This is a genomic window from Actinocorallia sp. B10E7 (assembly GCF_039871655.1).
Taxonomy (GTDB): domain Bacteria; phylum Actinomycetota; class Actinomycetes; order Streptosporangiales; family Streptosporangiaceae; genus Actinocorallia.
Window position 1 is genome coordinate 419,440 of record NZ_JBDPLZ010000006.1, and the last position, 13,267, is coordinate 432,706.

The window sequence follows — 13,267 nt, forward strand, 5'->3', positions numbered from 1 at the left end:
GAAATACCGGCGTCCGCGTCCTCTGAACGGCCCGGAGAGCAGGGTTTCTCTCCTCGTGACCCTTCGGTCGCCGAGGGTGAATACTTGTTTTGCGGCGTTCTCGTGAACGCTTACCCTTGGTGGTCGTGTCGAATGAGGAACAGCGCAGGGCCCTGTCCGAGCTCCTGGGGCGGGTGGTGCCCGCCGAGGCCGAAGAACTCGGACGTCTTTTCGCCGAAGCCGGGTACGAACTGGCCATCGTCGGAGGCCCCGTCCGGGACGCGCTCCTCAGGCGGCCGGTGACGGACCTGGACTTCACCACCGACGCCCCGCCGGAACGCGTCCTCGAGGTGGTCGACGGCTGGGCGGACGCGGTCTGGACGATCGGCATCGAGTTCGGCACGGTGGGGCTGCGCAAGGGCGGCCAGCAGCTGGAGGTGACGACCTACCGCAGCGAGACCTACGACCCCAAGTCCCGCAAGCCGGAGGTCTCCTACGGCACCTCCCTGGAGGAGGACCTGCGGCGCCGTGACTTCGCCGTCAACGCCATGGCCGCGCGCCTGCCCGGCCGGGAGTTCGTCGACCCGTTCGGCGGCCTGCGGGATCTGAAGGACAAGGTGCTGCGCACCCCGGGCTCCCCGGAGGACTCCTTCGACGACGACCCGCTGCGCATGATGCGCGCCGCCCGGTTCGTCTCCCAGCTCGGCTTCACCGTCGAGGCGTCCGTCATGGACGCGATGAAGGAGATGGCCGGCCGGATCGAGATCGTCTCGGCCGAGCGGGTGCAGGCGGAGTTGTCCAAGCTGGTCTGCGGGAAGTACCCGCGGGCCGGTCTGGCCGTCCTGGACGCCTCGGGGCTGGCGAAGTACGTCCTGCCGGAACTGCCCGCGCTCCGGCTGGAGATCGACGAGCACCACCGGCACAAGGACGTCTACGAGCACTCGATGATCGTCCTGGACCAGGCGATCGCCCAGGAGGAGGACGGACCCGACCTCGTCCTGCGCCTGGCGGCCCTGCTGCACGACATCGGCAAGCCGAGGACGCGGGCGCACCTTCCGGGCGGCCGGGTGTCCTTCCACCACCACGAACTGGTGGGCGCGAAGATGGCCAAGAAACGGCTCGCCGCGCTGAAGTACCCCAAAGAGGTCATCGCCGATGTCTCGCGGCTGGTCGAGCTGCACCTGCGCTTCCACGGGTACGGCGAAGGCGATTGGACGGACTCCGCGGTCCGGCGCTACGTCCGTGACGCCGGGCACCTCCTGCCGCGCCTGCACAAGCTCACCAGGGCCGACTGCACGACCCGCAACAAACGCAAGGCAGACCGCCTGGCCCGCACCTACGACGCGCTGGAGGCGCGGATCGCCAAGCTGGCGGCCGAGGAGGAGCTGGGCAAGATCCGGCCGGAGCTGAACGGCGATGAGATCCAGGAGGCCCTGGGCATCGCGCCGGGCCCGCTGGTCGGCCGGGCCTACAAGTTCCTGCTGGAACTGCGCCTGGACCAGGGCCCGATCGGCAAGAACGCCGCCCGCGAGGCCCTCCTGGGCTGGGCGCGGGAAGAGGGCCTGCTCGAACCGCAGGGTTAGGCGAGCGTGCGGACGGCCGCGGTCATCGCGGTGGTGATCTGCTCGATCTCCTCCGGGGTGCTGATGTAGGGCGGCATCGTGTAGATCAGGTGGCCGAAGGGCCGCAGCCACACGCCGTGCGCCATGGTGGCCCGCTGGATCGTCGCCGCGTCGACGGGGTCGCTGGTCTGGATGACGCCGATCGCGCCCTTGACCCGCACGTCCGCGACGCCGGGCAGGCCGCGCAGGCCCTCCAGGCCGGCGGTCAGCCCCGCCTCGATGGTCTTGACCTCGGTGCGCCAGTCGCGTTCGGCCAGCAGGCCGAGGGAGGCGCGGGAGACCGCGGCGGCCAGCGGGTTGGCCATGAAGGTGGGCCCGTGCATCAGCGGGGCCTCGCCGGAGGCGCTGATGCCCTCGGCGACCCGGTCGGTGCACAGGGTGGCGGCCATGCTGAGGTAGCCGCCGGTGAGGGCCTTGCCGACGCACATGATGTCGGGCAGGACCCCGGCGTGGTCGGCGCCCCACAGCTCGCCGGAGCGGCCGAAGCCGGTGGCGATCTCGTCGAGGATCAGCAGCAGGCCGTGCTCGTCGGCCAGCGCCCGCAGCGCCCGCAGGTGCGACGGGTCGTAGAAGCGCATGCCGCCCGCGCCCTGGACGATCGGCTCGACGATGATCCCGGCCAGGTCGTGGGCGTGCTCGGCGACGAGCCGCCCCAGAGCCCGGTCGTAGGCCTCGTCCGGGCCGGCCGGGGGTTCGGGGGCGAAGACGTGCGAGGCCAGGACGTCGGTGAACATGTGGTGCATCCCGTTCACCGGGTCGCAGACGGCCATGTCGCCGAAGGTGTCGCCGTGGTAGCCGCCGCGCACGGTCAGCAGGCGCGGCCTGCTGACCCCTTGGGCGCGCCAGTACTGGAGCGCCATCTTGATGGCGACCTCGACGGACACCGAGCCGGAGTCGGCGAAGAAGACCTTGGTGATCCCCTCGGGGGCGAGGTCCAGGAGCGCCTTGGCGAGTTCGACTGCGGGCGGGTGGGTGAGGCCGCCGAACATGACGTGGGCCATCCGGCCGAGCTGGTCGGTGATCGCGGCGTTGAGCACCGGGTGGTTGTGGCCGTGGATGACCGCCCACCAGGACGACATGCCGTCGATCAGCCGGGTGCCGTCGGCCAGGGTGAGATGCACGCCCTGGGCCGAGACGACGGGGTGGAGGGCGTTCACGGCCGGCATGGGGGCGTAGGGGTGCCAGACGTGCTCGCGGTCGAAGGCCAGAAGCTCCTCAGGGGTCATGACCGTCACGGTACGCCAGTGATTTGGGTTACCCGCGGGTAGTTGACCTGCGTAATTAGTCACTTATGTCCGGTACGTGAGCTGTCTCACCTGCGAGAACACATAAGTAGACACTTTGTCACTAGTACTTTGATCGTGCGTACCAGTGGCACACCCCCCGATCTCCTGGAGTCCGCCGTGCGTCTCGCAGCAGCCCTCACCGTGTCCGCCGCGCTACTCTTCGGCACCGCCCAGTCCGTCGCGGCAGCGCCCTCCGCCGACCTCCACTCGCCCGGCACCGTGGTCGTCGGACCCGGCCAGGGCACCTACGTCACCTTCTCCGCCGGCGACGTGCCCGCGTCCGTCCGGGCGATGGACCTCTACCTCTACGGCCCCGGCGACGACCACGCCCTGGTCGACCTGCAGGTCCGCAACCGGCCGGGCATCTGGGAAGGCGAGTACAAGTTCCACCGCTCCGAGGAGTTCGGCCGGTGGAAGGCCGTCCTCACCATGCGCGACCACGCCGGCCGTTCGAGCAAGGGCGAGACCGTCTACTTCCACGTGAAGCGCCGCACCACCCTCTCCACCGCCGGTTCCAAGTCGCGTAGCGGCGGCCTCTCCGGCGTCCTGCGCAAGATGGCCGCCAACGGGAAGTACCAGGCCTACCCCAAGCAGAAGGTGCGCCTGTACCGCTGGAACGGCTCCTGGACGTACGTCACCGCCGACGTGACGGACGCCAAGGGCCGCTACTCCTTCAAGACGGTTTCCGGCAAGCTCCAGCTCCGCTACGCGGGCAACACCATCAACGCGGGCGCGGTCCGGACCGTGAACTGAGTCAGGACGCGGTGCTCGACACCCGCCACCGCGAGGCCAGCGTGTAGTACGCGAACGCGCCCGCCACATAGGCGACGACCATGAAGCCGAGGACGGCGTACGACAACCCGTCCGGCGGGAGCACGACGGCGGCGACGCAGGCGGCGGCCACGAAGGTGGCGTTGAAGAGCATGTCGTAGGCGGCGAAGACCCGGCCGCGGAACTCGTCGTCCACGGACTGCTGGACGATGGTGTCGACGCAGACCTTGACGCCCTGCGCCGCCACCCCGAGGACGAAGCCGCTCGCCACGTAGAGCGGCTCGCGGAACGGGGCGGCCAGGAACAGCAGCCCGGCCGCGGCCACGCCCAGCAGGATCGAGAGCCACAAGGTCTTGCCGATCCTGCGGGTGACGGCAGGGGTGATCACCGCGCCCACGAGGTACCCGGCGCCCGAGACCGCGGTGATGACCGCCACTCCCCCGAACCCCGACGGGAAGTGGTTGCGGTACAGCAGCAGCGTCATGATCAGCCACAGGCCGTACAGGAAGCGGTAGAGCGAGATCACGCCCAGGGCCAGGGCGGCCGGACGGCGGCGGGCGACGTGCCGGGCCCCGGCGACCATGCCGACGACGACGTTCCGCACGGTCTCGCGGTGGACGTCGTCGGGGCCCAGCCCGTTCACGGGCAGCGTGCGTGCGACCAGCGAGGTCGCGAGATAGCAGCACGTGGCCGCCAGCAGAGCGGCCTGGGCGCCCGCGAGCTGGACGACGAAGCCGACCCCCGCACCGAGGAACGAGGCGATCGTCCCCGACGTCACCGAGACCGTGTTGGCCAGCAGCAGGTCCTCCCCGCGCACCACATGGGGCAGCGCGGCCGGCAGCGCGGCAAGAAAGAAGCGGTTGACGCCCAGCACGACCAGCGCCGCGACCAGGAAGGCGTCGGTGTCCAGCAGCATCAGCCCGGTCATCACCAGGACGCACCCAGCCCGTGCCAGAGGGGTGTAGACCAGGATCTGGCGGCGCCGCCAGCGGTCGAGGAGAACACCGGTGAACGGGCCGAGCACCGAGTAGGGGAGCAGCAGGACGGCGAAGGCGACGGCCGCCTTGGCGGCGGTCGTCTGCTGCTCCGGCGAGAAGAAGATGTAGCCGCCCAGCGCGATCTGGACCATGCCGTCCGCGAACTGGGACGTCAGCCGGGTGGCGTAGAGGCGCCGGAAGTCCCGCTCCCGCCAGACTTCACGTATCCCCACGTCAGTCACCATACGCCCGGAAAACGCGGGGGCCCCGGACGGCACTCCGTCCAGGGCCCCCGTGATCGTCCGGCCGTTACCGTTCGACGTCTCCGCGGATGAACGCCTCGACCGCCTCACGGGCCTGGTCGTCGTTGTACTGCTCCGGCGGGGACTTCATGAAGTAGGAGCTGGCCGACAGGATCGGGCCGCCGATGCCGCGGTCCTTGGCGATCTTGGCGGCGCGCACCGCGTCGATGATGACGCCGGCGGAGTTCGGGGAGTCCCAGACCTCCAGCTTGTACTCCAGGTTCAGCGGGGTGTCGCCGAAGGACTTGCCCTCCAGGCGGACGTAGGCCCACTTGCGGTCGTCCAGCCACGGCACGTGGTCCGACGGGCCGATGTGCACGTCGGCCTTGGCCATCTCGTGCGGGATCTGCGAGGTGACCGACTGGGTCTTGGAGATCTTCTTGGACTGCAGGCGCTTGCGCTCCAGCATGTTCATGAAGTCCATGTTCCCGCCGAAGTTGAGCTGGTACGTGCGCAGCAGCTCCACCCCCCGGTCCTCGAACAGCTTGGCCATCACCCGGTGGGTGATGGTCGCGCCGACCTGGGACTTGATGTCGTCGCCGACGATCGGGACACCCGCGTCGGTGAACTTCTGCGCCCACTCGGGGTCGGAGGCGATGAACACCGGCAGGGCGTTCACGAACGCCACCTTGGCGTCGATGCAGGCCTGCGCATAGAAGCGGTCGGCATCCTCCGAACCCACCGGCAGGTAGGACACGAGCACGTCCACCCGCGCGTCCTTGAGGGCCTGCACGACGTCCACGGGCTCGGCGTCGGACTCCTCGACCATGTCGAGGTAGTACTCGCCGAGACCGTCGTGGGTGTGGCCCCGCTGCACGATGACGCCGGTCGGCGGAACCTCCGCGAACTTGATCGTGTTGTTCTCGCTGGCGTGGATGGCGTGCGCGAGGTCCTGTCCGACCTTCTTCGCGTCCACGTCGAACGCCGCGACGAACTCCACGTCACCGACGTGGTAGTCGCCGAACTGAACGTGCATCAGCCCGGGGACCCGCTGGTCGGGTGCCGCGTTCTTATAGAACTCGACACCCTGGACGAGCGAAGAGGCGCAGTTGCCCACTCCAACGATGGCTACGCGCACCGAACCCATCCGGTTGCTCCTTTTCTCTAACCCTGTACGGGGGTCTGATGCGATCCCCAGGCTCTTGGTATGTAAGGAGGCCCCTAGGCGGGGGCATCCAGGTCGTTGCCGTCTGCCGCATCGTGCCGCGGTCTCTCGTCCGCGGCCCGCGCGTGTTCCCGTTCCCGTCCGATCAGCTCGTTGAGCCACCGGACTTCGCGCTCCACCGACTCGAGCCCGTGGTTCTGCAGCTCGAGGGTGTAGCTGTCGACCCGCTCCCTGGTGCGGGTGAGCGCGGTCCGCACATGCTCCAGACGCTCTTCCAGCCGACTGCGCCGGCCTTCGAGAATCCTCAGCCGCACATCCGCCCGCGTCTGGCCGAAGAAGGCGAAATGCACACCGAAGCCCTCGTCCTCCCAAGCCGCGGGACCGGCTTCGGTCAGGAGCCTCTGCAGATGCTCCTTGCCTTCGGCCGTGAGCTTGTAGACGATCTTCGCTCGTTTGCTCTGGAGCGTCCCCGGGACCGTCTCCTGGTCCTCCTCGGTGATCAGCCCCTGTGCGAGGAGCTGCTTGAGGCAGGGGTAGAGCGTTCCGTAGGAGAACGCCCGGAACATGCCGAGCAGGGTGTTGAGCCGTTTGCGCAGCTCATACCCGTGCATCGGGGACTCATGGAGCAGCCCGAGCACGGCGAGCTCGAGCACGCCGCCCCTCTTGCCTGCCATGGCCACCCTCCGCGGTATCTCCACCAGATGTATCGTCCGAATGTATCGGCTCGATACATCGCCAAGATACGTAGTGTTAACCACCTTCGCAAGATGTCCTATTCCGTACGGGTGCGTCGTAACCGTGTGGGTCATCCCACCCTCTGCACGTTGCTCCGCTCGGTACCATGACGCGCTAGACACCTGACGCTGCTGGGCTTCCGCCCCCCGCCACCGCCCTGGCAGTGCCGTCGTACGGGCCTCCCGGCCCGTACCCAGCCGAAGAGGTCTTGTGAGTAATCCGCCTTACGGGCCGGGCCACGGAGCCCCTGGCCAAGAGCCGGAGGACGACTGGTTCAGGCCAGCGCCGCAGGCCCGTGAAGAGATCTATCGCGAGTCGGAGTACGGCAACAGCGCTCCGCAGTTCGAGCCGTACCAGGACGCTCCCTACGACGACCAGGGCCACAACGGTCACGACGCGTACGGCAACGGATACGACGCGTACGACCAGGGCGGGCAACCGTACGGCGACCCCTACGCGGCTCCCAACGGGCAGGGGTACGGGGCCGCGTCTGCGAACGGGGCGGTCGGATACGACGACGACCTCGACCAGACGAGACTCGACGGGATTCCGATCAGGGACACCGACCCGCCCGGGGAAGGGGATGAGAAGGCCTCCAAGAAGAAGGAGGGCTGGAAGAAGTACATCCCCAACTGGAAGATCGTCGCAGGTGTCTGCGTGCTGGGACTGATCGCCTCGGGCACGCTGGTCGGCGTCGGCTACGCCACCACGGACACCCCGGACCTGACCAAGGACGCCAGGCGGACCGCGACGGACCAGGGCTCGAACGTCTATTGGGCCAACAAGAACGCCAAACCGATCTTCCGGGTCGGCCAAGCGCGGGAGAACGTCGAACTCCAGAAGGTCCCGCTGCACGTACGGCAGGCCGTGATGGCGGCCGAACAGCGGCAGTTCGAGACCGAGCCCGGCATATCGCCGCGTGGCTTGGTTCGCGCCGTGTACAACACGGTCACCGGTGGCCAGGTGCAGGGCGGTTCGACGATCACCCAGCAGCTCGCCCGCAACTACCTCAACAACCTGAGCACCGAACGCAGTATCGGGCGAAAGTTCAAGGAGATCTTCGCCTCGCTGAAGATGGAGGACAAGTACTCCAAGGACGAGATCCTTGAGAAGTACCTGAACACCATCCCCTTCGGTCGCCAGGCGGACGGCATCCAGGCCGCCGCCCGCGCGTACTTCCACAAGAACGTCGACCAGCTCACCATCGCCGAGGGCGCGCTGCTGGCGTCGATGATCCAGCAGCCGTACTACTTCTGCACACGGGTGGGTCCTGGGTGCGCAAAAGACTCCGCCAAGTACCAGGGAGTGGTGTTCCGCTGGAACTACGTGCTCGACGGCATGGTCACCGAAGGCTGGTTGAGCAAGGCCGAGCGGGACAAGCAGCAGTTCCCTGTGACCAAGAAGAGCTGGGTGTGGACCTCCGGTGAGGACGAGCAGACCAACCACATCCGGGAACGGATCAACACCGAGCTGGCGAGCATCCCGGACTTCGACGAGGACCTGGTGTACACCGGTGGTTACAAGATCTACACCAGCCTCGACAAGAACCTGATGAAGTACGCCAAGCAGGCTGTCAAGGAGCAGGGTCCCAAGGCGACCTCCAAGAAGATGGCACGGCTCATCCGCGCCGGCCTGGTGGCGGTGAACCCGAAGAACGGGGAGATCGTCGCCTTCTACGGCGGCGATTCGCAGAAGCAGTCCGATGCGGCCCTGGTGGAGCGGCCGCAGGTCGGTTCATCCTTCAAGCCCTATGTGCTGGCAACGGCCCTCTCGCAGAACATCAACGTCCGGTCGTTGATCGAGGGCCGCGGTCTGATCTGCCTGGACGGGGTCACCGGTGACGTCGTGCCGGGCCCGCGCTCTAAGGACCAGTGCAAGGCCCAGAACCCGAACGGCTACTGGATGGACAACCCGCATAACGAGGGGCCGGCCATCACGCTGATCAAGGCCACCGAGCAGTCGATCAACTCCTCGTTCGTCCGGCTCGGCCTCAAGCTCGACATGAACAAAGTCGTCGATATGGCGAAGGCGTTCGGTCTCCCTGAAAGCCAACTGGAGGCCAACGCCAGCCTTCCGCTGGGCACGGTCAACATCACGGCCATGCACCAGGCCGCGGGATACGCGGCTTTTGCCAACGGTGGAACCGCTGTCACCCCGCACATCATCACCAAGATCACAAAGATGGTGGATGGCAAGGAGGTCGAAGCGGTCAGTCTGCCCTGGACCAAGCCGGGTAAGCGGATCCTGACCGAGGACCAGGCCGCACAGGCGACCGTGGCCATGCGCGCGGTGGTCACCCAGGGCACCGGTACCCAGGCCAGGCTCTCCCGCCAGCCGGCGGCCGGCAAGACCGGTACGACCGACAAGGGAGCGGCGACCTGGTTCGTTGGTTATACCCCGCAACTGTCCGCAGCCTCGACCCTCTTCCATCAAGAGAGCCTCTCGATGCAGGACTACATCGGCAACGGCGCCTACGGTGGTGAGTACTCGGCTCGCATCTGGAAGGCCTTCATGGAGAAGGCCCTGGCCAACGCGGACGTCGTGGAGTTCCCGACGACCACCTACTCGGGACAGGCCCAGAAGTTCGACACTCCGAAGCCCAAGCCGACGAAGACCGACGAGTGCAACCCGCTCATGGAGCTGGCGGGCCAGTGCGGGAACAACAACAACCACGGCAACCCGAACCCGCAGGATCTTCCCGGGTGCACCGAGGGCCAGCTGCCGCCGGCCGTGGCCTGCGACCCGAACAAGCCGCCGGCCGGTACCGAGAACAACCCGCCGGGCTGGTGGTGCCCGTGGCACCCCGACTACCCCGCGTGCCAGGCGAACAACAACGGGAACGGGAACCCGAACAACCAGCCCGTCGACAATGACGGGGACGGCATTCCCGCAGACCAGGACCCGAACGACAACGATCCGAACTACCCCAACCCGCAACATCCGTAACGCCCGGGATTTTCTCCGGGCCACATGACGACCCGTGGCCCGGGTCGAAGATCTCCCGCCCATCCGGCGCCGAACGAAGACCCGTACGAACGTTTCGTGCGGGTCTTCGCCCGTTCCGGAGCGGAAAGCGCTTATCAAGGTCATAAGGCGGACGTGGTAGAACGCCTCAGTATGAAGAACCTGATCCCTCAGCGCACCGACCGTGCGGCGCTCGGGACCTGGGTACTCGCTTACCTGGCGGCTGCCTGGTTCTCCATCGTCGTGATCCGGGTGATCCCGCACGCAGGCGATTGGCCGGACTACCTCACCCGATGGAACCAGTGGGACGCCGACCGCTTCTGGTGGCTGGCCACCTACGGCTACGACGGCGGCCCTCCCGGCCGCTACGAGGACTACAGCTGGCCCGCCTTCTTCCCCGGCTACCCCATGGCGATCCGCCTGGTGGGCCTGCTCGTCACCGACTACCGGGCCGCCGGACTCCTCATCTCCTTCCTCGCCGGCCCCCTGGCCGCCCTCGCCCTCTCCCGCCTCACCGACTTCTCCCCCGCTTTTCCTCTCGCGACTCCACGACTCCCCAAAGCCCCACGATCTCCCCGAAGCCCGAAGACGTCACTCCCCCCGAGCCCCTCCCGCACCCCCGAAGACGCCTCTGAGAGCGTCCACGGCCCGATAGACCGCCAGGCCCCGGAAAAAGCCTCAGAAGCCGGAGATTCCGCCGCCCTCCACGAGCTCGAGGCTTCTGAGACCGAGGGGTACTTCCCGGGCTACTCCACGGCTGGTGGGAGTCCTTCGGCCGAAGGAGGCTCCCCGGTCGAGGCGGAGCGTTCGTCGGGGACGGGGGTTCTGGCTCGTCCGGACGCGTCGAATGGATCGGCGGGGCCGGGCGCGGACGCCTCGGAGCGTGAGGATGGGTCGGGACGGGAGGAGCCGTCGGGACGAGAAGCGAGGCGGACCGCGGTTCTGGAGCGATCCGGATCCGAGCTCGGGGAGAGATCGGCTCCTGAGAAGAACGGATCCGAGTCCAAGAAGAACGGGCCAGAGCCCAAGGGGAACGGGTCCGAGCCTGAGGAGAAAGGGCGGTGGAGGAAACCGGGGCCGGGCTTCTACGCGGTGCTGGCGCTCGTCACCAGCCCGTGCGCGGTCTTCCTGTTCGCGGCCTACTCCGAGGCGCTGTTCCTCGCGCTGGCGATCCCCGCCTGGCTGCTGGCCAAGAAGGGGCGCTGGGAACTGGCGGTCCTGTGCGCCGCCGGCGCCTCGATCGTCCGGATCACCGGGCTGTTCCTCGCTCTGGGCCTGATCGTCGAGTTCCTGGTGGGCAAGAACGGCCGCAAGGCCCCGGACGGCTGGCGCAACGCCCCGTACCTGGTCACGCCGTTCCTGTCGATCGGCGCCTACATGGGCTACCAGTGGTACCGCACCGGCGACCCGATGGCCTGGCAGCACGCCCAGGAGCAGGGCTGGAACCGCCACACCGTCTGGCCCTGGGAGGCCTTCAAGACCACCTGGTACAACGCCTTCACCATCCAGACCGAATGGAGCAACGCCTTCCGCGTCGAGATCGTCGCGGCCTTCGTCGGCGTCCTCCTCGTCCTCTGGCTGCTCTACCAGCGCCGGTGGCCCGAGACCGTCTACGTCTCCACCCAGCTCGCCGCGTTCATGACCTCCAGCTTCTACCTCTCCATAGGCCGCGCCACCCTCCTGTGGTTCCCCCTCTGGATGGTCCTCGGCCACCTCATGTACCGCCACCGCTGGTTCACCGGCCTCTACCTGACCCTCTCCCTCCCCCTGGCCGCCGCCTTCGTAGCCTCCTTCACCCAGGGGCAGTGGACCGGCTGACCGGCGGTTCCCCTTCCCGAAGTCGATGGATGGGTTCGGGAAGGGGCCTGCTGGCGGCGCTGGAGCCACGGCACCGACCCGATTGATTCCATGACCAGGGAAGGACCGCTATGGACATCACGCTCAGCGCTGGCGAGAGCCAGCCACGAAGTAAGGCACCACTCGGGCTTCTGGAACCCCGTTCTCCAGCACGAGAGTCGGCCGCCCTGCTGCCACGCCTGCTGAAGAACGGAGTTGGCCGAGTCGCCACGCGCCCCGGCCAATATCATGAGACATCAAGATTTATGCCTGAGTGAACCGTGTCGGAGTTCAACCGGCGCTGTTCTCTTCTGGACTCGCCTGGAAGAGCGGGCTAGCGGTTGCGTACAGGCTCCTGCCGTCGGCGATGCATCGATATAAAAATTGCGAGCACCTGCCGGATCTTTGGGTGAACCTATGGGGGTGGCGGCTACTTGACGGGCCACCTGACTTCCTTGGCGGGGAAGTTCCCCCAAGCGCCCCAGATTTTTGCTCCGTATGAGTATTGGGAGCCGCTCCTCCGTCCCCACATCGTAGTGCGGAATTGATTGCCGGTGGAAGGTGCGGTGTTGTTCCACCAGGTTTCCACGTAAACCCCGTTCGAGTAGCCGGTGCTGCTGAGCCAGGCGCTGACCTCAGAGCTGGTGGTGGGAGTGGCTCTCGCCCAGAAGGCGTAGCAGGCGGCGGAGTAGCGAAGCTCGACCTTGTATCCCTCATAGGTGAACGACGCGTACTTTTTCACGCCGTTTACGGTTGAGTATGCAGTGATCGCGTCAGTTGAACAGCCCTTTGCTGCAGGGTCTTCGCCGTCACACGAGCCCCCCTGGCAACTGGCGGCAAATGCAGGGGAAGAAGGAATCGCCACCCCTCCGAGCGGGACTGCGACAAGGGCTGCAATGCCAATTCGCGTGGCGAGCGCTTTCCGGTTCATAATTCTCCCTCGGTTTTTGTTGAGAGAAAAATAAGGCATGGTTAAATGAGATGTCTATGTGGCGTATGTCATATTGTCATCGTCTTGACGATAGTTGTTTTGCTGTTCGCGGGGCCGAAGCGGGGCTTGGGTGAAGTTCTTCTGCTATTTGAGCTGGACGTTTGCGCATTCTCTGGGTACGTGAAGGAGGCTGATGCTCGGTCGGCTTGCCCTTGGGCGCGTCTTGCCTCGGTCTGGCTACGGGATGGGGGAGTAAAGGCTCATTCCCTTGTACTTCACGTGGAGAAGGCAGAAAGGCGATGGTTTCGTTCGTGTGACTTAAATCTGCTTCCGCATCGTTTGATCGGAATACGAGTTCTAGCCTCGATCTTTCGTGATGTTGGTCGGGTCGTGTGGTGAACCGACCAATGCTGTTTTTCAGCGGTTAGACATGCGTGTCGGCCCAACTGCGTCGCGCTGGGCGGGGTTCCACAGACCCGGGTGGTCTCCCTCCAGGGCTGTTGGGGCGGTTGGATGGGGGGCAGGTGGGTGCGGGCAGTGCCTGCAAGCGGGTGATGGCGGTGGCGATCAAGTCTGCCCAGGGCCAGGTCACGGCGAGGCGGAGCCGTAGACGCCGACCGCCTCGGACCAGGCGGACGGCAGGTGGTCCATGATCACGGGTGTCAGGGTGCTCCGTGGTTGCTCGATGTCCACAGCGGTGTGAGTGCTGTCGGGAGGTCTCGGAGCCGGGGGCCTGCTCCGCGCTCTACCGCTTTCCAG

8 protein-coding genes are annotated in these 13,267 nt (G+C 66.8%); 4 read left to right on the forward strand and 4 right to left on the reverse strand.

The genetic code is table 11. The features are described 5' to 3' along the window. Positions 1–119: 119 nt before the first annotated feature. On the forward strand, positions 120–1,562 hold the full coding sequence (locus ABGB12_RS23720) for a CCA tRNA nucleotidyltransferase (protein ID WP_347681455.1): 1,443 nt from the start codon (positions 120–122) through the stop codon (positions 1,560–1,562). Here the strand turns inward: ABGB12_RS23720 and ABGB12_RS23725 are convergent. Further along, positions 1,559–2,827 (reverse strand): adenosylmethionine--8-amino-7-oxononanoate transaminase, encoded by a 1,269-nt coding sequence (locus ABGB12_RS23725; RefSeq protein ID WP_347681457.1) that lies wholly within the window; start codon positions 2,825–2,827, stop codon positions 1,559–1,561. The two genes, ABGB12_RS23720 and ABGB12_RS23725, sit on opposite strands and share 4 nt — an antisense overlap. 177 nt (positions 2,828–3,004) lie before the next feature. Here ABGB12_RS23725 and ABGB12_RS23730 point away from each other — a divergent pair, with 177 nt between their 5' ends. Further along, positions 3,005–3,640 carry a hypothetical protein gene (locus ABGB12_RS23730; RefSeq protein WP_347681459.1) on the forward strand — a complete coding sequence of 212 codons (636 nt, stop codon included), beginning with the start codon at positions 3,005–3,007 and terminating at the stop codon, positions 3,638–3,640. A 1-nt stretch (position 3,641) separates the two neighbouring features. On the opposite strand, the gene ABGB12_RS23735 is transcribed toward ABGB12_RS23730, so the two are convergent. The 3 genes from ABGB12_RS23735 to ABGB12_RS23745 all read right to left on the reverse strand — a co-directional run bounded on the left by ABGB12_RS23735 (position 3,642) and on the right by ABGB12_RS23745 (position 6,716). Beyond that, entirely contained in the window at positions 3,642–4,868 is a 1,227-nt protein-coding gene (locus tag ABGB12_RS23735; RefSeq protein ID WP_347681461.1) for an MFS transporter, read from the reverse strand. 76 nt (positions 4,869–4,944) lie between these two features. Next, on the reverse strand, positions 4,945–6,024 hold the full coding sequence (locus ABGB12_RS23740) for an inositol-3-phosphate synthase (RefSeq protein WP_347681463.1): 1,080 nt from the start codon (positions 6,022–6,024) through the stop codon (positions 4,945–4,947). Between the two features lie 74 nt (positions 6,025–6,098). After that, on the reverse strand, positions 6,099–6,716 hold the full coding sequence (locus tag ABGB12_RS23745) for a PadR family transcriptional regulator (RefSeq protein WP_347681465.1): 618 nt from the start codon (positions 6,714–6,716) through the stop codon (positions 6,099–6,101). Between the two features lie 271 nt (positions 6,717–6,987). Here ABGB12_RS23745 and ABGB12_RS23750 point away from each other — a divergent pair, with 271 nt between their 5' ends. Together ABGB12_RS23750 and ABGB12_RS23755 are read left to right on the forward strand one after the other, a co-directional pair. Next, the gene (locus ABGB12_RS23750) at positions 6,988–9,723 is read left to right on the forward strand and encodes a transglycosylase domain-containing protein (protein WP_347681466.1); all 2,736 of its coding nucleotides are present in this window, start codon (positions 6,988–6,990) and stop codon (positions 9,721–9,723) included. A gap of 171 nt (positions 9,724–9,894) precedes the next feature. Next, positions 9,895–11,559: a hypothetical protein gene (locus tag ABGB12_RS23755; protein ID WP_347681468.1), complete on the forward strand. Its 1,665-nt coding sequence runs from the start codon at positions 9,895–9,897 to the stop codon at positions 11,557–11,559. Positions 11,560–13,267 lie beyond the last annotated feature (1,708 nt).